Annotated in this window: 16 protein-coding genes; 8 read left to right on the top strand and 8 right to left on the bottom strand. The window is 64.5% G+C overall.

Annotation, left to right across the window (positions count from 1 at the left end; genetic code table 11):
* The first annotated feature begins 49 nt into the window (after positions 1–49).
* The gene (locus OXR08_RS02420) at positions 50–1,342 is read left to right on the top strand and encodes an integrase (RefSeq protein ID WP_267347426.1); all 1,293 of its coding nucleotides are present in this window, start codon (positions 50–52) and stop codon (positions 1,340–1,342) included.
* A gap of 8 nt (positions 1,343–1,350) precedes the next feature.
* Here the strand turns inward: OXR08_RS02420 and OXR08_RS02425 are convergent, their stop codons facing one another.
* Positions 1,351–3,558, bottom strand: coding sequence for a TonB-dependent receptor (locus tag OXR08_RS02425; RefSeq protein WP_267347427.1), 2,208 nt, complete (start codon positions 3,556–3,558; stop codon positions 1,351–1,353).
* 336 nt (positions 3,559–3,894) lie between these two features.
* Positions 3,895–4,557, bottom strand: coding sequence for an STN domain-containing protein (locus tag OXR08_RS02430; protein WP_267347428.1), 663 nt, complete (start codon positions 4,555–4,557; stop codon positions 3,895–3,897).
* A 411-nt stretch (positions 4,558–4,968) separates the two neighbouring features.
* On the opposite strand from OXR08_RS02430, the gene OXR08_RS02435 reads away from it, so the two are divergent.
* Positions 4,969–7,419, top strand: coding sequence for a PAS domain S-box protein (locus tag OXR08_RS02435; protein ID WP_267347429.1), 2,451 nt, complete (start codon positions 4,969–4,971; stop codon positions 7,417–7,419).
* 91 nt (positions 7,420–7,510) lie between these two features.
* Here OXR08_RS02435 and OXR08_RS02440 read toward each other — a convergent pair whose 3' ends face one another.
* From OXR08_RS02440 to OXR08_RS02460, 5 genes are all read right to left on the bottom strand, one after another.
* Positions 7,511–8,638 carry an acyltransferase gene (locus OXR08_RS02440; protein ID WP_267347430.1) on the bottom strand — a complete coding sequence of 376 codons (1,128 nt, stop codon included), beginning with the start codon at positions 8,636–8,638 and terminating at the stop codon, positions 7,511–7,513.
* A gap of 176 nt (positions 8,639–8,814) precedes the next feature.
* Entirely contained in the window at positions 8,815–10,410 is a 1,596-nt protein-coding gene (locus OXR08_RS02445; protein ID WP_267347431.1) for an alpha/beta-hydrolase family protein, read from the bottom strand.
* 182 nt (positions 10,411–10,592) lie between these two features.
* A complete protein-coding gene (locus OXR08_RS02450) occupies positions 10,593–11,102 on the bottom strand; it encodes an acyltransferase (protein ID WP_160146857.1) in 510 nt (169 codons plus the stop codon).
* A gap of 521 nt (positions 11,103–11,623) precedes the next feature.
* Positions 11,624–13,276 (bottom strand): hypothetical protein, encoded by a 1,653-nt coding sequence (locus OXR08_RS02455; protein ID WP_267347432.1) that lies wholly within the window; start codon positions 13,274–13,276, stop codon positions 11,624–11,626.
* Positions 13,277–13,566: 290 nt separating this feature from the next.
* On the bottom strand, positions 13,567–14,160 hold the full coding sequence (locus OXR08_RS02460; protein ID WP_267347433.1) for a transglutaminase-like cysteine peptidase: 594 nt from the start codon (positions 14,158–14,160) through the stop codon (positions 13,567–13,569).
* 408 nt (positions 14,161–14,568) lie between these two features.
* Between OXR08_RS02460 and OXR08_RS02465 the strand changes: the two genes are divergently transcribed.
* The 5 genes from OXR08_RS02465 (at position 14,569) to OXR08_RS02485 (ending at position 19,905) form a co-directional block, all read left to right on the top strand.
* Positions 14,569–15,159, top strand: a complete 591-nt coding sequence (locus tag OXR08_RS02465; protein WP_267347434.1) for a polysaccharide biosynthesis/export family protein — start codon at positions 14,569–14,571, stop codon at positions 15,157–15,159.
* Between the two features lie 171 nt (positions 15,160–15,330).
* Positions 15,331–15,768 carry a hypothetical protein gene (locus OXR08_RS02470; protein WP_267347435.1) on the top strand — a complete coding sequence of 146 codons (438 nt, stop codon included), beginning with the start codon at positions 15,331–15,333 and terminating at the stop codon, positions 15,766–15,768.
* 27 nt (positions 15,769–15,795) lie between these two features.
* Positions 15,796–17,094, top strand: a complete 1,299-nt coding sequence (locus OXR08_RS02475; RefSeq protein ID WP_160146855.1) for an outer membrane beta-barrel protein — start codon at positions 15,796–15,798, stop codon at positions 17,092–17,094.
* 33 nt (positions 17,095–17,127) lie between these two features.
* A complete protein-coding gene (locus tag OXR08_RS02480; RefSeq protein WP_267347436.1) occupies positions 17,128–19,272 on the top strand; it encodes a polysaccharide biosynthesis tyrosine autokinase in 2,145 nt (714 codons plus the stop codon).
* A gap of 15 nt (positions 19,273–19,287) precedes the next feature.
* Positions 19,288–19,905: a hypothetical protein gene (locus tag OXR08_RS02485; RefSeq protein ID WP_267347437.1), complete on the top strand. Its 618-nt coding sequence runs from the start codon at positions 19,288–19,290 to the stop codon at positions 19,903–19,905.
* On the opposite strand, the gene OXR08_RS02490 is transcribed toward OXR08_RS02485, so the two are convergent.
* Positions 19,813–21,252: an O-antigen ligase family protein gene (locus OXR08_RS02490; protein ID WP_267347438.1), complete on the bottom strand. Its 1,440-nt coding sequence runs from the start codon at positions 21,250–21,252 to the stop codon at positions 19,813–19,815. The two genes, OXR08_RS02485 and OXR08_RS02490, sit on opposite strands and share 93 nt — an antisense overlap.
* A 257-nt stretch (positions 21,253–21,509) precedes the next feature.
* Between OXR08_RS02490 and OXR08_RS02495 the strand changes: the two genes are divergently transcribed.
* Entirely contained in the window at positions 21,510–22,508 is a 999-nt protein-coding gene (locus OXR08_RS02495) for a cell wall hydrolase (RefSeq protein WP_267347439.1), read from the top strand.
* Positions 22,509–22,585: the final 77 nt, after the last annotated feature.

Here is a 22,585-nt window from a genome sequence, read left to right on the forward strand (position 1 = left end):
CCTGGATCGACGCGATTTCGCTGCCCCCCGGCTCATGGTAGGAGGCGCCATGCGTTTCGAGTTGAAGGAAGGCCGCGCCCAGGCAAAGGCATCCCCGGTGCCCGCAGGCGAGATCATCGTCCACCGCACCGATGGCGAGGCGCTGCCGATGCGCGGTCGCCGCACCCGGCCGGAGCCGGTCGACGCCCGGCTCGCCCGCGTGCTGGGCGCGCTCGTGCCACCCGGTGCCGCACCGGTCAGCGCGATCGGCTTCGACGCGCAGCTGACCGCCATGGCGGAGGCGAGCAAGGCCGCACTCGCCGCGGACCTGACCTGCTATGGCGCATGGTGCGCAGACGATGGCTGTTCGCCCTTTCCCGCCGATCCGGAGGCGCTGGTGCGCTATCTGCGCCATCTCGACACGAACGGCTCCAGCCCCGCGACGCTGGCGCGCCGCCTCGCCAGTCTCGCGACCGCGCACCGGTTGATGGGACTGGCCGACCATGCCGAGCTGCCGACGCGTCACGCCATGGTGCGTGCCGCGTTGAAGGGGGTGCGACGTCGAAAAGGCGCCGCACCGCGCCAGGCCGCGCCGCTGCGCTTCGGGGCCGCGCTCGATCCGCATGCCGGCAAGGGGGTCACGCTCAGCGCGATGCTGACGGCGTGCGGTACCGATCTTCAGGGCCTGCGCGACGCCGCCCTGCTCTCGCTCGGCTATGATGCGGGCCTGCGCGTCAGCGAGCTCGTCGCGGTCGAGGAGCGCCATATCGATCCCCAGCCCGACGGCACCGCGACACTGTTCATCCCCTCTTCCAAGACCGATCAGGAGGGTCAGGGCGCCTGGGCGTGGCTGTCCGCCGACACCATGCGCCGCGTCGGCCTCTGGCTGCAGGCCGGCGGGATCACCAGCGGCCCGCTTTTTCGGCGGGTCGGCGTCGACCGGCGCCGCGCCCGCGCCGAGGCGGCACCGCTCGCCTATGCCGCGATCCCCGGCCACACCCGCCAGTGGCGGGAGAAACTCGCCGGCCAGCCCGCCCAGTCCGCACGCATCACCTACACCGTCGGCACCACCGCGCTCAGCCGGCAGGGCGTCTGCCTGATCTATCGCCGCGTCGCGCTTGCCGCCTGGGATGCCGGTCTGGTCGATCTGCCCGCGTCCGACATTGCGGAGGCGGTGCGCGCGCTATCCACCCACTCGCTGCGCGTGGGGCTGACCCAGGATCTGTTCGCGGCCGGCGAGGACGGCGTCGGCATCGCCCAGGCGCTGCGCTGGACCTCTCCGGCCACCGCGCTGCGCTACGGCCGCAAGCTGGCCGTGCGCAGCAACGTCGCCGCCCGCGTCCTGTCACGGGTCCGGGGATAGGAAGACGGTCAGAAGTCGACGTTTACCGAGACATATACCCGACGCGGCTCCTGGTTGTTCGCATATTGCTGCGCATACACCGTGGCGCCGCGCTCGGTATAAGGCAGGTAGCGCACGAAGTTGCGGTCGAAGACATTGTACAGCACCGCGTTCAGCGTGATGTTCTGCGCCAGTGCCCAGTTCGCGCCCAGATGAAACACCTCGAACCCGTCGAAATCCCCCAGCGCCGCCTGCGCCGTGTTGGCGCCCCGGTAGCGGCTCGACTGGATCTGGCCACGTGCCCATAGCGACAGGTCGTCCAGCGCCTTCCACCGCACCTGCGTGTTGAACATGTGGCGCGGCGTACCGATCAGCGGCTGGCCCTGCTCGCTGCCCGATCGCTGCACGCTGTCGGTCAGCGTATGGTTCGCGGTCAGGGTGAGGCGCGGCGAGAAGACGAAGCGCAGCGCGGTCTCGATGCCGCGCGTCCGCGCCTGATCGACGTTGATCTGCTGGCCGAACAGGTCGACGTTCGGGAAATTGCCGACATCAATGCAGCCCGGCCGGTCGCGCGCCAGCCGGAACGCGCAGTTGGGGATACCCGGGCCCGCCGCGATCTTGTTGTCGAAATCATTGTTGAAGACGGTGACGTTGCCCGAAATGCCGGTGAACGTGTCGAAATACACGCCCAGTTCGCTCGATGTCGTCGTCTCCGGCCCCAGGTTCGGGCTGCCGATCTGCGGGATCGTGCCCTGCCCGCCGAAACCGACGATGCCCGGCGTGATCTGGTTCAATTGCGGCGTCTTGAACCCGCGCGACACGCCGCCCTTCACCGTGATCCCGCGCGTTGCGTTCCACACCGCATAGCCGCGCGGGCTGAACTTGCCGCCAAAGGTGGTGTGTTCGTCATAACGCCCGCCTGCGGTCAGCGTGAACGTTTCCGCGATCTTCCAACTCGCCTCCAGAAAGCCCGCCCACTGGTCGAAGGCATAGTCGCGCGGCGCGACGCCGTCGGTCATCCGCGCCCACCAATATTGCCCGCCTGCGGTAAAGATCACCGGCCCGACCTCGGAAATCAGGCGCGAGTCCAGGATGGTGTTGGTCGCGCGCAGCGCACGCTCGTCACCGGGCGTGCGGCCCGGCGTGCCGGGCGGGATGGTGCGGCCGAACGTCTCGGTGGCGTTGCGCGTCACCGTCGTCTCCAGCGTACCAAAGCCTGCCCGCCAGTTGTGCGCGGCGCTATACTGGTCGCGCACGAAGCGCATTTCGGGGCCGTAACCGCCCTGCACCGTGCCCGTGCCCAGCTGCGAGTCCGCATTGTCGTAGCGCTGGTGCGACCGGTCATATTCCAGCCACAGGTCGTGGTTCGACGCCGGCGTCACCGACAGGCGCCCGCCAAAGGTATAGATATCCGCCTCGACCGGGCTCGGCCCCCGCGCGCTCACCTCCACCGGATTGCCGTTCACGTCGGTATAGTTCAGCGAGGAGGCATCGCGCCGCAGATAGCTGCCGCGCACCGACAGGCCGATCAGGTCGCGGACCAGCGGCCCCTGTGCAAAGGCATTGCCCGAATAGGTGTTGCCGAAATCGCCATCGCCCTGGATCGTCGCGTCCGCGGTCGCGGTGCCGACCCAGCGGTCCCCCACCTTGCGCGTGATGACGTTGATGACGCCGCCCATCGCGTCCGACCCGTACAGCGTCGACATCGGCCCGCGCACCACCTCGATCCGCTCGATCGCCGACAGGGGCGGCAGGAAGCTGGTCGACGTCTCCCCGAACCCGTTGGGCGTCACGTTGCCCGGCGCGTTCTGGCGCCGCCCGTCGAGCAGCACCAGCGTATAGTCGCTCGGCATGCCGCGGATCGACACGTTCAGCCCGCCCGTCTTCCCCGCGGTGCCGCCTACATCGACGCCTTCCACATCCACCAGCGCATCCGCCAGATTGTTGAACCGCTCGGTCTCCAGCTCGTCACGCCGGATGACGCTGATACTCGCCGGTGCATTCTCGATCTTCTGTTCGAAGCCTGCGGCGGTGACGACGATCTCGCCCGACTGGCTGGACGGTCCGGTCGCGCGGATGTCGCGCTGCGCGGTGCTGGCGGGTGCCTCGCTGTCCTCGCCACTGCGCTGCGCGGTGACGGGTCCGCCTTGTGTCCCGGCTTGCCCCGCCACCTGCGCCACCGCCATCGCATGACCGGACGCGGCCAGCATGATCGCCGTCACGACGAGCGTCTTCATAGTCCCCCAACCCCTGATATTGCTAATTACTCGCAAGCGCGATTGGGGCGTGGGTCGTGAGGGGTCAAGTTACGAAGTGTTGCTGGGTGGTTGATCGGAGACAGGCTGCCCGGCCGGACCATGACTTGTGGAGCCGGACATCAAATGCGGTTCCGCCAGACGGAGATACGCCGGCGGTCCGCTACCCGGCCGCCTGCCGGCTGGCGACGCCGACAACCGATATGGCCGGTGGATCCACCAGACCGAGCAGCGCCGCGAAGGCGAAGCGACGGCAAGCCATGCTGCTCGCACGGCTGGTGCATGCACCAGAATGGCTTGCCGCGCCCGCCCCCCTGGTCAGCGTGGCAGGGGAATGATCTCGAAGCCGCCCTTGAGCGTGCGCATCTGCAGCCCCGTGCCATTCAACATGGCCTGCAAGGCCTCGATCGGCGTCATCGTGCCGACAACCGGCCGCGAACGCTTGCCCTTGGCAAGTTCGGTGCCCGAGATGGGGCAATGCGTAGCGATGCGAAGCTGGTTGAGCGCGTTGTCGAGGCGGTCGCCGGGAATGGCGATCGCGATCGGATCGTTCTGGCAGTTATAGCGGAACTCCGGCGCCTGGTTGCCGCTCCCGCCTGCTACGGCCATGCCATGTCCGTTGCTACGTGCCACGCCGCCCCGGTCGAGTACGCCATCGATCGTACCCAGGGTCCGGTTATAGGAGGCAAGTTCCGCGGCACTTACGAAGCCTTGTTGGCGATTGAGCCGGGTCATGCTCGCTCGCGTCTGCGCAACCTGCTGACGCAGCGCGGCGGCACGGGCGCGCGTAATCGCGCCACTGCGCTGGCCCTCGGCAATCCGCTGCTCCGTCGCGCCGAGCCGCGCGCGCAGATCGGCCGTGGCCCGAAGGTTCGCCGATCGCTGTGCCTGCGTCCCCTGTGACTGGGCGATGGCGTGGCCGGGAAGACCAACCGTCGTGATCGCGGCCGCAAGCGCGAGCAAATTACCTTTGAACTTCATTATGATACAAGTCCTGGTGTTTGGGAGTATGGTGTAAAACGCGTGATCAGGCAGCAGTTTCCTGACACAGCCCTGATGATCGCCGTATGAACACATGCAGCCGGAGCCGCTTTTCTGGCGAACTTGACGCCTTTCACGCTTCAAGACATTGATTTTATGGAACCATGTCGAAAATCATGCGCTGGATCATGGTAGTGGATATGACCGATATTTAATCGGGTTCCGCACGTCGTGGACAATCGCCGGACCGCTATCCCCCGCACATTGCGGCTCGGGGTGCAGGCCGATCGCTCGCCTGTTTGCCCTTCCACGACATGTCGCGGGCAGTATGAAGCGATCCGCATGCGCGCCCTGTGCGCCCCATGCACAACAGGCTAGAAGCGCCCCTCCTCCAGATCAAATGGTCCACGCGTGAACAACCCGGAAGCGGTAACCAGACAAGAAGCGCTCGCGACCGAAAACGCGCGGCTGCGCGCGCTTTTCAACAGCGCCATCGACTTTGCCATGGTGGTCACCGATCCGGACGGGATCATCGTGGACTGGAACCCGGGCGCCGAACACGTGATGGGGTGGAGCGCGCAGGACATGTGCGGCAGCGACGCCGCCCGCTTCTTCACGCCCGAGGACCGCGCCGACGGCCGCCTCGAACACGAGATGCAGCAGGCGCTTCGCCATGGCCGGGCGACCGACGAACGCTGGCACCTGCGCCGCAATGGAGAGCGGTTCTGGGCATCGGGCGAGATGATGCCGCTGTTCGACGGCGACACCCATCTCGGCTTCGTGAAGATCCTGCGCGACCGTACCGAGGAGCATCTGTCCGGCGCCGCCTTGCGACAGGCGCAATCGCGCTTCCAGACGATCACCGAGACGATCGATGCCGCCTTCGCCATCGTCGAGGTCAAGTTCGACGCCGAGGACCGGCCGATCGATTATCGCTTTGTCGAGGCCAACCCCGCCTTCGAACGCCAGGCCGGGGTCAATCTGCGCGGCAAATGGGTGACCGAGTTCGCGCCCGATCTGGAACAGTTCTGGTTCGACACTTACGGCCATGTCGCCAGCACCGGCGAGCCGGCCAATTTCGAAAGCTATGCCGAGGCGTTCGGCCGCTGGTTCGACGTGCGTGCGGTCCGGGTCGGCGATGCCGCGGACCGCCAGATCGCGATCCTGTTCAACGACGTCACCGCCAGGCGCGAGGCGGCGGAACGTCTGCGCATCAGCGAGGCACTGGCGCGCGAGAATGTCGAGCGCGTGCAGCTTGCGCTGGAGGCCGGTGCGATCATCGGCACCTGGCACTGGGACCTGCCCAGCGACCAGTTCACCGTGGACGAGGCGTTCGCCCGCACCTTCGGCCTGGACCCCGCGCTCGGGCGCCAGGGCATTCCGCTCGCCCGGATCGTGGCCACGGTGCATCCCGACGATCAGGCCGGGCTGGCCGAAGCGATCAACGCCGTCATCGCGCGCGGCGGGGCCTATGCGCACCAATACCGCGTCCGCCGCGCCGATGGCCGCTATTACTGGATCGAGGCGAACGGACGCGTCGATCACGGCCGCGACGGCACGCCGCTCAGCTTTCCCGGCGTCCTGATCGACGTGGAGGAACGCCGCGCGGTCGAGGCGGAGCGCGACCGCGCGACGGCCGCCCTCCGCGCGCTGACCGATACGCTCGAACAGCGCGTGGTCGAGCGTACCGACGAGTTGATGCAGGCCGAGGAAAAGCTGCGTCAGTCGCAGAAGATGGAGGCGGTCGGCCAACTCACCGGCGGCCTGGCGCACGACTTCAACAACCTGCTCGCCGGTATTTCGGGCGCGCTGGAACTGATGGAAATCCGGCTTGCGCAGGGGCGCCTGACCGATCTCGACAAATATATGGCCGCGGCCCAGGGTGCGACAAAGCGCGCCGCAGCGCTCACCCACCGGCTGCTCGCCTTTTCGCGCCGCCAGACGCTCGATCCACGGCCGACCAATGTCGATACGCTCGTGGAGGGCATGATCGACCTCATCCAGCGCACCGTGGGGCCCGGCATCGCGGTGGCGACCGCGACGGCACCGTCCTTGTGGCCGGCGCTGGTCGATCCCAGCCAGTTGGAGAACGCCCTTCTCAACCTGTGCATCAACGCCCGCGACGCCATGCCCGATGGCGGCCGCATCACCATCGAGGCCGCCAACCAGCATCTCGATGGACAGGCAGCGCAGGCCTATGACATGCCCGAAGGCCAGTATCTGTCGCTCAGCGTCAGCGACACCGGCACCGGCATGCCGCCCGAGGTGATCGCCCGCGTCTTCGAACCGTTCTTCACCACCAAGCCGCTCGGCCAGGGTACCGGGCTGGGCCTGTCGATGATCTACGGCTTTGCCCGCCAATCGGGCGGGCAGGTCCGCATCCACTCGCATGTCGGCCAGGGCACCACGGTGCGGCTCTACCTGCCACGCTACGAAGGTACGGTGGCCGACGAGGAGAAGATAAAGGACGCCACCCTTCCCAGCTTTGCGCAGGCGGGGCAGACGGTGCTCGTCGTCGATGACGAGGAAACCGTGCGGATGCTGGTGACCGACGTGCTCGGCGATCTTGGCTATAGCGTGATCGAGGCAACCGATGGTGTCGCCGGCCTCAGGATCCTGCGCTCCGATACCAGGATCGATCTGCTGGTCACCGATGTCGGCCTGCCCGGCGGAGTCAACGGACGCCAGATGGCCGATGCCGGCCGCGCGGTACGCCCCGACCTGCGGACGCTGTTCATCACCGGCTATGCGGAAACCGCCGTCATCCGCAACGGCCAGTTAGAGCCGGGTATGCAGATCCTGACCAAACCATTTGCCGTCGATGCGCTGGCTGCACGCATCCGCGAGTTGATGAAGGATTGAGATGCGGGCGGGCGGCGCCTGTCCGGCGCCGCGCCGACATCATGACGGAACATCCCCGCAAGCGTTGCACGACACAAGAAAGACTCGATCGTCAGGACACTGCCTTCACGGCTCCGTCGCAGGGATGGTCGTTGCCCGTGTCGATACGATCGACCTGATTGATCATCGACCGGCGACAGGTATTTCGCTCGACCGCCATTGCCACGAAATGTTTCAACCTCTGCACGGCGACACCTTCGATATAGGGCGCCACGATCAAAGCTGCTGCCACAGGCAAGGTCAGGATCGCGAGAAACATCGGCACATCCTCTCCGGCACGCAAACCGGCATGATGCATGACGATGATGATCGGCCAATGTATCAGATACAGGCTGAAGGATGAGCCGGCGAACATCCTGGCTGCATGACGCACTGCTTCAGGCACCCGAAGGTCGTTCGGTAAAAGCACTCTACCGAAAATGAACATACACGATATCAGAAATGCGAGCAGCGCATCGGTGAAGGCATAGGAAGAGAATCTCCATGCTTCCACATCAACGCTTATCCCGCGCAACATGCCATAGAACCGATAATGCACCTGAAAAGCACAGAATGCTATAATCGATATTACACAAGCAATAAAGATGAAGATGGTTCGAGACGATTTGGACACTTTTACCTTGGCCGCCATAACCCCCATTAGCCACGATGGAAGCATGATGGTAATCTGCCATCCTGCCAGGCAAAGACACAGGATCGCCGCGATAATCCGCCAAGGGCCGCTTGAAAAAACAACGGTGGCGAAGAAGATATAGAACCATATCTCGTAGGTCAGCGACCAAAGCGGTGGATTATAAATCGGGGAAACCGACGAATTATACTGACCGATAAACAGAGCGGTTCTGACGATCTCGACTATCGACAGGGATTGCCCGTCTTCGGCTATGGCCGGAAGCACGGATCCGATACATGCATATACCGCAACGCTGAACAATAGACATAATATGGTTGCAGGTATTATTCGACAAAATCTTGATACAATAAATTCGGTCGGTCCCGCATGTTTTTGCAACGAATTCGTGATCAGGATGCCGGATAATACGAAAAAGACGATAACGGCATTATGCTGCAACGAAAACTCGAACGGCCAAGGCCCCGAGTATATGCCGAGCTGAACCGCATGCCCGATCAGCACGGCAATCGCCGCCATTCCTCTGACGATGTCCAAAACGATCGACATCGGTCGACTGATCAAAGGGTCCGGCGCCATAAGCGGCGTCTATGCAATCCCCGTAAAGATTTTGCTGCCTGTCAAATGCAGGCCATACCGGTTCAAGTCGTTGCCATCGGCCCAGCCCGCGTCACGCCGCACCAGAAGCAGCCGCGAATGCCCCGCTCCATCATGCCACATGCCTTTTATGATGATCTCGCCAACGCCTCCATTTCGATGCGCCGTGCGAGATGCCGCTTCAGCCGGGCCAGTCCAGGCGGTGTCCATCCCTGCGGCTGGGTCACCGCGGTCCAGGCATCGACATAATGCTCAGGGGCATAGACATGGCCGTGCCCCATCGGCGTCGTCGTCGCGATCGCCATGTCCAGTCCCAGTTGCAGGAAGGTCACCAGCGGATACCAGCGCAGCGACGCGGATACGTCCGGCCCACGCGGCCCGCTCAACCAGGCCGGGGGGCGAAACGCGGACCGTGTCTCGAAAAAGGTGATCGGGTCGCTGGCATATTGCAGATAGACGATCCGCATCGGCCCCCAGGGTGCCGGTGCCTCTTGCACCGCGTCGCCCTGTCCGGTGAAGCGGATCACCGATCCGTCGCGAAACCGCGGCAGCCAGGCGGGTGATCCGGGCACACGCTCCCGCGTCGCCTGCAACCATGTCCGGCTCTGGAAGGGCGGGCCGCTCCACAACGCGCCCTGGTGCGGATCGCCGATCACGTCGAACAGATCGGCCGACAGGTCCGAATTGAGAGCGCCCAAGCTCAAACCGTGCAGGTACAGGCGCGGCCGGCGGTCCCGCGGCAGGCGGTGCCAATGGTCATAGACCTTGCGGAACAGCGCACGGGCGGTGTCGGCGCCGTAGGTCGGCTCGACCATCAGTGCCAGCCAGCTCGGCAGATAGGAATATTGCACGGCCACCGTCGCCACGTCGCCGCGGTGGAGATATTCCAGCGGCATCTGGCTTGCAGGATCCAGCCACCCCGTCCCCGTCGGCGTCGTCACGACCAGCACGGAGCGCTCGAACGCCCCGACCCGCTGCATCTCGGCCAGGGCCAGCGCGGCGCGGGCCTCAATCGTCCCGGCGGATTGCAGGCCGACATAGATGCGCAGCGGCTCCCTTGCCGGCTGCCCGGTGAAGTGCGCGATCTGCGCGCCCGTCGCCCCGACCGAGACGGCTTCGCGCCCCATACGCCCAAGGTCTGCCCAGCGCAGCAGCGAGGCATCGCTGCCGGTCTTGCGGGGATCCACGGGCTGTTCCAGCCCGTCCTCGACATGCGCATCGAGCTGCCGATAGGAGGAGTCGAGCGCACGAAGCCCCGCACGCAGCAACACCCCGTTGCCGATCGCCCAGAACAGCATCAGCGCCACAACGATCCCGGCGATCGCCGACACCCGGCGCGGCGCCACGCGGTCCAGCAGATGCGTGACGCCGCGTGCCATCGCCTTGAACACCCGCGCCAACAGGATCGCCACGACCGCGATCGATGCCGCCACGCCCCCGACCAGCATCGGCCGCGCGCTATCCACCGCATCCATGCCCATCGGCAGGCGGACGGAATTCTGCCACGCGGATGCATGCCACAGGAAAAATCCGGCGATCACGACGCAGACCAGAGCAGCCCCGACCTTGGCCCACCGCCCGATCCGGCTCTCGTCCCATGCCGGCAAATGCAAAAACCGCCACCCCGCCCTGAGCGCCACGCCGATGCCGTATCCAAGTGCAAAGGCAACGCCGGACAACAGCCCCTGAAGCAGCGCCCCACGCGGCACTAGGCTCGGCGTCAACGAAGCCGCAAAGAACAGCGTGCCCAACCACAGACCCGACCCGCACAACGAAGAGAGGAACCGCGCGGGCAAGCGGTGTAGAGCGTCAGGCATATCCATGACGCTTCCTAACCGTCATGGTCCATGATGACGATCGTCGAGCCGCAAGGATGGCGGGATCGCCATCCCCCCGGCCATGATGATCAGTTTACGACCGAAAGCTGTACCGGTGCCGGCACCCTGCCGACGTGCGCGTCCACCTTTCCGACAGGCAAATCCTTGTAGCGCCTTGCGCGTACCGCACCACCCGGGCTTGCCATGTTCAGGTACATGCCATGCGGCTCGGTATCTTCCACCACCAGCGCCTTCGCGCCGATCATGCACCCTTCGGCAATCGTCACGCCCTGGTTGATCGTCACGTCCGCCATCACCCAGGATCCTTCCTTGATGGTGATGGGCGCCACGATGATCAGAGGGGAGGAACGGCGCTTCCAATCACCAAAAGGATGAGAACTGGTGGTGAAAGTGACACCAGAGGCGACACGGGCATTGTCTTCAATCGTCAACCGGGCCGAGCCGTCATAGCGGGCAAAGCTGTTGAGCATTGCATTTCGACCCATGACCACATCCGCCGAGGCCAACCAGCATGAGTGGCGAACCGTCGCCGTTGGGTGGATCTTTGCGCCAATGAAATTCAACAGGAACCGACGCATGCGATCAGAAAGGAAGCGCGACCCCTGCACACGCAGGACTACAGAGCGAAATTTCGTCCGCTTCCAACCTTCACCAGACATTTTACAAAACTCTCCCTAGCTTCATCCCCTAAATGCCTGTTTACGTTTCATTAAGCATTATCAAGCATCAAATCACGATAGCGTGATTTCGGTCGCCACGACTTGCCGGAAAGCGTCCGGATCGGAACCAACCGTGCGTTCGCGTTTCGCGCGGCACCCCCACGTCACAACCCTGAAATATGTTACCGGCGGCCTCTTGCACCCCATTCCCGAATTGGTACGTTAACCATCCAAGGCGAAAACGCTGGGAGAGGACAGGATGCGCATTTTCAATTACCCTGATGCTGAACAGCATCCCTTTGGCGCACATGGCGTGCTGCTGGCGCTGCCGATCGCGGCGGCGCTGTGGGCATGCATCATCGCGACGATTTTCTGACGCCTTACCTGCAGGAACGGCACCACCGGGTTTGATGCGATCTCCCCGGTGGGCATCATCGCCGTTACGAGGTCCGGTATATCTTGATCCGGTATTTCGTCGTGTCGGTTCCAATCGCATTCTTGTTCGGCCCGACAACGACCGAGACGATATCCCCCTGTTTGATCGACAGGTTCTTCAGGTTCATGTCGTAGTGGCGGGCAACCGTCGTTGCGAACACGGTTTGCGCATTGACCTGAACCTGCAGGTCTATGCCGTCATCCGACGTTTCCACGACGTCCCAGACCGCTTGAATGTCGAAGCGCCCCTCATGCGGCGACGTATAGCGCAGCACCGCCTTGTACGCGTCGGGTGAGCCCCCGGTGTTATAGTCCACCGGACCTACCGTATTGGCGTTGATGTTGAACGGTCGCAGCCAGTCGATGCCGATATAGGGCATCCAGTCGGAACTGCTGATCTCGCCTCCGCCCTGGGTATAGGCCATGTCATAGGCCTGGCGGCGCACGGCATAGGAAAAATAGGACCAGGGCCCCTCGAACCGGGTTTCACCAGACAGGGAATTGGTGAAGTCGAACTGGTCATAGCTGTCCGCAACCAGCCTGATATCGCCGAAACTGACATTCTGGCCGTAAGCCAGAGGCTGGTCGCTGACGATGATGATCGGCGAACGCTGCTCGATCGCGGCAGGTGAGGCGATCTCCAGCCCTTGCGCATTGTAGAAGCGCGCCGGAACCTTCACGCTCAGCGAACGCGGTTCGCCCCATACCACCATCGCATTCTGGCCGAATTGATAGGCATAGGTGAAATCGTCCACCGCGATCCGGCGTCCCGCACCTTTGGCGAGAACCTGTTGCGACATCACCTTGAACGCCTGCCCCGGGGGCAGAAGATCGCCGGCAAAGCTCGCCAGAGCGACATTCTTGTACCAGATGTTGGACGGGCCACCCTGTTGGCGAAGTGCATACCAATCGGCTTCCGCCACACCCGCGCTCGCCATGACGGCGATACTCTTCACCAGATAATTGGCGGTGTCCGGTATGCTGTCGAGTTCCTGCGCAAACTCGGTGACATGGATCGGCTTGGCTGCGGAACCCATTGCTGCGCGCAGAACGCCCAGTTGCTTGGCAAGCTGCTCCGGATCGGTGGTATAGGGATGCACGACGATGCCATCCATGTAATCCAGCGCACCCATGCCGAACAGCGGCTTGAAATAGCCCACCGGTATGGCCATCCCCGCGCCGCCCAGGATCTTCACGTCGGGATGCGATGCCTTGACCGCGCGGTACACCGTCTTGAGCGTCTCGAAATAATAACGCTGCCTGGCGCCATAGCCTTCGTCGCGCACAGGGCCGCTGACGAAGTTGAAAGCGTTGTATTCGTTGCCGATCTCGATCGTCTTGACCTTGGGAAAGCGATCCAGCGTCGCGACGATGTACTTGGCATAGGCCGCCCGGCCCTGATCGGTATGCGGCGTCTTGCCGGCATCATAAAGCGGGTTGGTGTCGTCGAACAGCAGCGTCACGGGGAAGCCGTTGTTGATGACCGTTTCCATCCATTTCGACCCTGGCGAGGTGAACTGGTACACACCCGGCGTCTTTTCGATCTCGGTCCAGGCAACACCGTCGCGCACTGCCATGACGCCGATCGAACGCGCCGTTTGCAAGATCGAGAAATCCCAGGCCTGCTGCCCGAATGCCGTCGCCGCGCCCAGAACCATCGTGTTGGGTCCGACCGGTGTCGGAGCGGCAGGCGCGGGTGTCGGAGTGGGAGCGGGCGCAGGTGCGGGCACCACGACGACCCCGGTGGGGTCTGCCGCAACGTCCTCCTCGGCGCCGCTTCCACCGCCGCACCCGCCAAGCAGGAGGAGGCCAAGTATCCCAAAAGCCGGTCGAAGGTTACGCATTGATAATCCAGCAAAGATTGCTGGATCAGAATTAGGCCCACGTGTTTAAGATAGCGTTGACAATGCATTGCCGCAGATACGGCGGCATGAGCCGTAATTTATGGTCAGGAAAGATTGTCGATCCCGAACCAGCGCAACGGCTCCTGCCCGGACTGCGCGCCTATCCAGGTATAGGGCACGTCGCGCCACGACCGGATCGCATCGGCCCGGCTGTCCAGAACCAGATCGCCGGACGAGGTGCGCGCCACAAGCACGACATGCAGGCCAAGGCGCCGGGCATGCACCACTCCAAGAAACAGTCGATCGGCAGGGAAGCCCGCCTTGATGAGCTGCTGCCGCTTTTCGATCGCGATGTCTTCGCAGTCGCCGACCGGCTTGGCATGCGCTCCCGCCGGCATCCAAAGATCGGCACGGCCATAGGTGCGGGTGTCCGCTTCCTGCCGCACCACACGGTTCGTCCGGCGGTTGATCCGGTCCAGGACATGCAGATTTTCGAGGATGCCGTCATCGATGCCGGCCCCGGCATGGATCGACCCGGCATTGGTGCAGAGTTCGGGCTGCGCTCCGCACATCGCGGCGAAACCCCTGGGCGGGGTAATCTCCTGCGCAAGCGCCATGAAAGAAGCCTGCGGCCCGCGCGCCGTGGCGGGAAATACCCACAGGCCGATCAGCCCGGCCGCGAAAGCGACCGATCGCATGGTCCGGCGGGGCAAAAGCCCTCCGCTGGATCGGTGTCCCCGACGCGTTGCCGCGCCTGTTGCCAGGATGTTGCAATCGCTCATGATTGCCCGAGCGTATCGGCTGGAGGTTACCGAAGCGTACCGATCGACGGTTAGCGTCAATGGTTACCAAGTCGTTCCTGTCCCAAGGATGGACAGAGCAGCGGGCTTTGGCCTTGCCGCCCGCTCGACAAGGATGATAAGAACGTGAAAAATCACATCATATCGGATTGTGAAAACCGGTTGCCTCCCCGTCGGGCGCTGGTTGCTTGCTGCGATCAATAATGGCGCGTCACTCAACGGAAGCTTTTGCGTATGCGTATCTTGATGGCCTTGGTCGCACTAACGAGCCTGGCGAGTGCACATCCTGCGCTCGCATCCGGTCAGATGACCGCGCCGCGCACGGCAACGCCCGGCACCACCACCGCCGACCCTGCCACCACCACCACCGCCGCCAGCCCTGCCCGTGCAGCGGTGGCGCGCGCAGAAGCCGGGCAGGCCACGCCCGTTTCGGCCGGTAACGACTACACGCTCGGCGTGGCGGACAAGGTTCGCGTCATCATCTTTGACGAACCGTCGCTCTCCGGCGAATTTTTCGTCAATGCCAATGGCCGGTTGTCGCTGCCCCTGATCGGCGACGTCGATGCAGCAGGCGTCAATACCACCAGTCTTGCCGCCACCATCCAAGAAAAGCTGGCCGATGGCTATCTTCGCCAGCCGCGGGTCAGCATAGATGTTCTGACGTTCCGCCCCTATTACATCCTTGGTGAAGTCAACAAGCCCGGTGAATATCCCTATTCTTCCGGACTGACCGTGCTCAATGCCGTGGCGACCGCCGAAGGATTTACCTACCGGGCAAGCAAGAAGTCCGTCGTTATCAAGCATGCCGGAGAAAGCACCGAGGAAAAGGTAGATCTTTCTCCGGATCTGCGAGTGCGTCCCGGCGACACTATTCGTATCCGCGAGCGGTTGTTCTGATCGATTATTTTACAGGCGGCGTTTCCGGGAACTATTAGCAGGGAACTTTTAAGTCGCTTGCGCACTTTATGAACGGGGTTCTTCCGTTCCAAAATTGGACGAAATCACAACTCGTTGAGATTGTGGTTTGGTTCGATGTGTGGGAGGGGCTGCTGAAATAGGGGACTAGCCATGCGTAAGTTTTTCCTGGGAATGGCGGCCACGATGTCCGTCATCGGGGGCAGTGGTGCCGCGCAGATTCCGGTTGCACCTGCGTTGCCGGCACTGGCCGCGAATGATCCGAACGTCATCGCATTGTACACCGATATCATGCGCACCATCGCAGGCGTTCCCACGGCGGCAGGCCGCGAACAGGCGGAAGCGCAGATCGCCTATACGGTCGATCAGAGCGAGGAAAACTGCCGTGTGGTGGTGGCGGCACTCCGCCAGGCACTGGGCACGCCGCGTCAGGCAAAGCCGATCACGCTGGCACTTCGTGACGTACTCAGCCGGGCGATCCGGTGCGATCCCTATGGTACTGCTGCCCCCGGGGGCAGTGCAGGAACCCTGGCGCAGGGTCCGGTGGTGGGTATCGGTGGTGGTGGCACCTCCAACTACTCGACCTTCTGATCCATGCCTTTCATGACAGGTAATTTGATGCGGCTGCCCCTTGTTGCCCTGATGGGCGTGTTGACCATGCCGCTCGCCCTCGGTGCAGCACAGGCGCAAACGATCGAGGACAATCTGATCCTCCCCAACCTGCCGCTCGAATATGATCGCGGCCGGAACGTCAGCGTCCTTCAGCGCGAACGGCCGGAATATCAGGCACAAGGGATTCGGGCCGGATCGTTCCTGGTCTATCCGCGTCTCGAACTGAGCGGCGGTTTCACCGACAACGCCTATCAGATCGAGAATGACAAGCAGAGCGATGCCTATGCGATCATCGCGCCGTCGGTTGCCGCCAACAGCAACTGGGCCACGCACGAATTCAATCTCAGCGCCGGGGCGCGGCTGCGCCGCTTCGCCAGCGAGACGCCCCGGAACGAGACCAACTACACGATCGATGCCAATGGCCGCCTCGATGCGACGCGCACGCTGACCTTCAACGGCCTGCTGCGCACCGCCCGCGCCACGGAGCCGCGTTCGTCTGCCGCCTCGCCGCAGGATGCCGCGGAGGCGATCCAGTTCCAGCAGACCACCGCCAGCGTCGGCAGCGCCTTTGCCGGATCGCGGATTCGCGGTCAGGTGGCGGTCACGGTCGACGAGTTCAGCTTTTCCGACGTGCGTGCCTTTTCGGGTGCACGGATCAGCCAGGCCAATCGTGATCAGACGCTGTTCCGCACCACCGCCCGCGGCGAATATGCGGTGTCGCCCGATACGTCGGTGTTCCTCCAGGGCGGTTTCGTCGATACCGATTATCGCCGCCCGCTGTCTATCGGTGTCGCCAATCGCGACTCCAAGGAATTCAGCATCATCGGCGGGGCCAGCTTCGACCTGTCGTCGCTGATCCGTGGCGGCATCGGCATCGGCTATGTCAGCCGTAACTACGATGCCCGGATCTACCAGGATATTTCGGGCCTCGCGGCCGAAGCGCGTCTGGAATATTTCATGACGCAACTCACCACCATCGGACTGAACGTGCGCCGCACGGTGCAGGACAGCTTCTTCGGCACGAGCAGCGGCTTCTTCGCGACCGCCGCGGCGCTGCGCGTCGACCACGAACTCTACCGCAACGTGCTGTTGAACGCACAGATCGGCTATGAGCAGGACGATTTCGTCAACAACAGCGGCAAGTCCAAGATCCTGCGCTACAGCGCGGGCGGCCGGTATCTGCTCAACCGCAATGTCGGTCTGGGACTGCTGGTCGGCCGGGACAACCGCTCCACATCGGGTTCGGCCGCGCTGCAATCGTTCGACGAGACGCGCGCGCTGTTTTCCGTCGTTCTCCAGCGTTGATGCTGGCGTCGCCCAAAGGACCTTCGCGACCGTATGAATAGACATTCCCCGCAGGCCGAGCACGACGATGCCAGCCGCTTCGACCAGTCACGTCATCTGGGGCGACGTGCGGTCACCTTACGGTCGGTGGGTGATGCCATCCGGCGTCGCTGGATCATCGTGGTCGCCTGCGCGCTGACGGTTTTTGCGATTGCGCTGGGCACGGCGCTGATGCTGACGCCCAAATACGACGCCTTTGCCAAGGTGCGGATCACGCCCAACGCGGCCTCCCCGCTCGACTTCGGCAACGGCACGGAACAGCCCGCGGATCAGACCGCGGTCAATACCGAGGTGCAGGTGATCGGATCGCGCAACACGGCGCGCCAGGTCGTCACGCAGCTCGACCTGAACCGCGATCCGGAATTTGCCGGCGAAGGCCCGGCCGGAACCGCGATCGAGCGTGCGACCAGCAACGTACTGGACAGCCTCAAGATCAATCGCGACGAGAAGAGCTATCTCGTCCATATCGGCATCCGCTCCGTCGATCCCACCAAGGCCGCCAAGATCGCCAACACCTATGCCAGCACCTATGTCGCTGGCACGGCAGACAATCTGATGGGCACGGCGGCCAAGCAGTCGACGTCGATCCAAAACCGGCTGCGCGAACTGGGTGCCGAGGTACAGGCCGCCGATGCGCGTCTGGCCGCCTATCGGGCGCAGAGCGGCATCAGCCAGACCGGCCAGGCCGGCACCATCACCGACCAGCAGATCGCGCCGCTGTCGATGCAGCTCGCCACCGCGGAGTCCGAGGCCGCTGCGGCTCGGTCCGCCCTGTCGGTGGCCGAACGGCAGAGCGCGACCGGCGGTACGGACGCAATTTCGGCGGTGCTGTCGTCCAGCGTCATCGCCGATCTCCGGCGCCAGCGTACCGAGGCGGAGAAGCGGCGTGCCGAACTGAGCGCACGCTATGGCCCGCGCTATCCCTTGTCGGTGCAGATCGCCCAGCAGATCGAGTCGCTCGACGAACAGATCAAGCAGGAGGCGCAGCGCGTCGTTGGCGGGCTGCGCAGCCAGGCACTGTCGGCGGAAGCCCGGGCCAACAGCTTGCGGGGCCGGTTGAATACGTTGCAGCGGGGCGTGGCACGCGACGATCAGGCCTCCGTCATGGCGGGCAGCCTGGAGCGTGATGCCGAGGCGAAACGTACGGCCTACACCCGTCTGGCGCAGGCCGCGCAGCAATCGACCCAGGCGCAGCGCGTATCGGCACCGCAGGCGAGCATCGTCGAAAATGCGACGGTTCCGACACGTCCGACCTTTCCGAAGGTGAAGGCGTTCGCTGCGGCGGGGCTGTTGATCGGCATCGTTGTCGGTCTGGGCGCGGTGCTGTTGTCCGAGGGCCTGAGCTCGACCATCCGCAAGCCGGAGGACATCGAGACGCTGCTCGGCCTCTCGTTCGTCGCCTCCATCCCGCGGCTGCCCGGCCGGTCGCGGCTGCGCGGCAAGCGCACCTCCAACCCGGCCAGGACGCTCGTCTCCAAGCCGATGACCGTCTATGCCGAGGCTTATCGCGCAGTGCGCTCGTTCATCGCGACGACCGACCAGGCGGAACCCGCGCGGGTGATCGCACTGGCCTCGACGTTGCCCGGCGAGGGCAAGACCACCAGTTCGCTGTCGCTGGCACGCGTCATGGCGATGAGCGGGGATCGCGTCCTGCTGATCGACTGCGACGTGCGCCGCGCCGGGGTTCTGCGCGCGCTGGACCGCACGGTGGAAACCGGCCTCACCGACGTGCTGGAAGGCCGTACCACCATGGCAAAGGCGGTGGTGCGCGACGAGGTCGAGGGGCTGGACATGCTGCTGGTCCAAGGATCGTTGTTCACCCCCACCGACCTGTTCGGCAGCGGCCGGATGGAAGCGCTGCTGGCCGAGGCACGCGCCGCCTATGATTATGTCATCCTCGACACCCCGCCGCTGCTGGGCATTGCGGACGCGCGTACGCTGGTCGGTCTGGCCGATGCGGTGATGCTGGTCATCAAGTGGAACGCGACGCCGATCGCCGCGGTCGACGCTGCGCTTGCAGGGCTGGAGCATGGCCAGGGTCATGTGCTGGGCGCGGTGATGACGATGGTCGATCACCGGTCGGAGGCGATGGGCGGCCTGTATTATTCTGCCCGCTACTCGTCCTATTACAACGAATAGGAAGGCGCAGGCGCGGTGCAGGTCCTGAAGACCGCCTGTCTGGCCGCTGTGGCGGTCACGCTGGTCGTATCAGGTCTGTCGATCGCGGCGGAGCGGCGGGTCGCGACGGTTGCCCTGGCGGCCGATGGCGACCCACCCGCACGTGATGCGATGCTGGCGGAGGCTCGCACCTGGGCGCCGGGGTCGATTCCGGCACGGGCGGCGATCGGCCTGACCGCGCTGTGGCTGCGCAAGGCAGGCGAAGCCGCCGCACCCGCACCCCGGCAGAATGCGCTGGCCCAGGCCCGCGCCATGCTCGCCATCGCCGATGCGGGTCGGCCGCATGCGGCCGCGACGTTGCTCCTCCATACGCAGCTCGCACTGGTCGAGGGGCAAAACCCCAGCCGGCGCGCGACCCGCGCCTTTGCCGCCAGCTATGCCGCGGCGCCCTTTCTCACCTCGGAAGGGTTCTGGCGCACGGCCTATGCCGCGAATTACTGGAAGACCCTGTCCCCCGCGACGCGCGATGCCGCGATCGAGGAAGCGGTCTGGCTGGCAGGACTAGACGGTCGGTTCAACGATCGGCTGGCCGCGATCCTTGGGGGATCCCCGATGGCGGTGCGCTACGCGCTGCGGACGCGGGCGCCCCACTGACCTCCGGCGAAGCGATGCGCGCCGAAGCGAAACGTGCCCGGCCAGAGCCGAACCCCATAGCGCGCCCACCAGCACCGCGAACAGCGCAGCGATCGCCGGCACGTTCAGGGCGATGTCGATCATCGCGCTCCCGCCGATCGCCCCGATCGCACACAGGACCGCGACCGACGACCAGTCGCGCCGGACGGTGAACACCTGCCGCGCCATGATGGCCAAACCGATCAGCAGCAGCGCCAGGCATGGCAGCCCTGCTTCCATCACCAACTGGATCGGTGCGTTATGCGCAGCGCCGAAATTCCAGTAGACCGGTGCGGTGCCGGGCGTCAGCGTCTGGAGGTTGATCTCGAAGAAACTGCCAAGGCCGTAACCCCAGACGGGGCTGCTCCACGCCACCCCGGCATAATGGCGGATGCTGTCCCAGCGCAGGCCGGCATCTGCGGCAAGGTAGCTTGATCGATCGGCCATCGGTGTGATCAGGGCAACGATCGTCACCAGCCCCAGCAGGGCGACGGCGCCGATCGCGACGACACCGATCGGCGGGGCCGCGCCATCGCGCCGTATCAACCGCAACGCCAGCATCACGCCTCCGAACAACACGGCCAACAGCACCGCGCTACGGCTGCCGGTCATCGCGCAAAGGATCAGCGCCACGGCACAGCCTGCCAAAGCGGTGAGGCGCAGCGCCCTGCCCTCCGTGCCTTCCCCGCCCGGCGACAGGACGACACCGCCCGCCAGCAGGGCGACGACCGCAAAGACGATGCCGGCCGCATTGGTGTTGCCCAGCGTTCCGGCATAGCGCGTGGCATGCGCCGCATCGTACAGCCAGTCGATCGCGTCCACTGCGGCATACAGGATGTAGACGATCCCGAAGATCGTGAGCCACCGCACCAGCTTGGCGGGCGAGCCCGACCGATAGGCGAGCAGCGCTGCGGCGACGAGCAACAGCGTCGTTGCCAACGCCTTCGCCAGCGCCAGCCCGAACAGGTCCGCCGCAGGCCGCACCGACACGGGCACCACCGCGGGCAGCGCACTCCACAACAGCGCCCCCCCGAATAGGCAGAGCGGCACCCGCGCCCGCCCCCAGAAGCGCGATTCCCCAGGCGACCGGTACAGAACGAACCCCGCCACCAGCGCGTTCGCAAAGGACGCCACCCCGCTCGACACCCCGTCATTCGCCCCGCCCAACGCCAGCTCCATCATCAGCAGCGCCGCGATCAACGGCGTTGCCCATGCCAGCCCGCCGCTATCTCGCCCGAGCTTGTGGTCGGGCACGGCCCCCGCCCGGTCGCGGGTAGCGCTCCGCAGCGCATTGGCGTCTTGGTCTTGAGAGGTGCCGGGGCTGCGCATCACGGATCATTCACATTCTGCCGGCCCATGGCGTGCCGGTCGTCGCGCGATGGAATACCCAATAGCGTCAGATCACGCCAGATTGGCGCCGTGTCCCGAAAACATACGATGTGGCTGCATCGACAATAACTTAAAGAGGGACGGCTGCTGACCACGGGTTTATGGACGGCGGCGATTACGCGACGTCCAAGGACCAATTTGTGCTGCTTTCCCACTCCCATAGATCAACCCTATGGGGGCTGCTGACGATAGCATTGTTGATCGGCCTGGGTGTTGCATTGCTGACCATGGACGACGACCGGGAATATCTCGATGTCATTCCGATGGAGGCCCCCAAGACCGCAGTTACGCCCACCGAACCGGCGGAAGACGACATCGCACTCGACGACCTGATACCGAGCGCGGTCCTCGAATTGTCGCCGCAGGACGCGTTGACCCGCAACCTCGCGCTGCCGCTCAGCCGCGCCAGCAATCCGCTTGCCCCGCCCTTCGTCGCGGCGTGGCTGGGTGCGGATCTGGAGCGCTCGACCACCTGCCTGGCAAACGCGGTCTATTACGAAGCCAATGGTGAGCCGATCGCCGGCCAGCGCGCGGTTGCACAGGTGGTGCTCAACCGGTTGCGCCATCCCCGCTATCCCAAGACGATCTGCGACGTCGTCTATCAGGGGTCGGATCGGCCGACCGGGTGCCAGTTCAGCTTCACCTGCGACGGGTCCTTGGCCCGCGCGCCCAATCCGGTGCGGTGGAAGAACGCGGTGCAGGTTGCCGAGGCCGCTCTGGCCGGCTGGACCTCCGCCGAAGCGGGACAGGCGACGCATTACCACACGCTGTATGTGTTTCCGAAATGGGCGCCGACGCTGCTCAAGACCGGCATCGTCGGCCAGCATATCTTCTATCGCCTGCCTGGCCGCTTCCACGATTACTCGGCCTTCCGCGCCGCGACGCCCCCGGCCGAAGTTGCTCCGCCGATGATCCTGGCGCCGACGATCCCGGACGATACCGGCGTACTGATGGCGGGAGCGGAGGGCGGTACCCGCCGTGCGGAGGAACAGCCCGTGGCTGGTGCCGTTCGCGTCGGGGTAGGTGGCGGCACGCCTGAAACGACGGTGCGGGCCGAACCGCCCGCCATATCCGCCGTACCTGCCGCCCCGACGGTTGCTGCCGCCCCGAACCCAGTGCCGGCGGCAAAGGCCAAATCGGAGGATTATTTCCCTAACCGTCGGAAATCGCGTTCACATCTCCCCCTGACGCAATAAGAGCCGCTTTAAACATATGCGCCGGGCAGCAATGCCCTGCGGGCCGATCTGGTCCGGAATGTTGCGGCCGATCTACA

Origin of the sequence: Sphingomonas sp. GM_Shp_2, from assembly GCF_026540875.1 — a bacterium.
Classification (GTDB): Bacteria; Pseudomonadota; Alphaproteobacteria; order Sphingomonadales; family Sphingomonadaceae; genus Sphingomonas; species Sphingomonas carotinifaciens.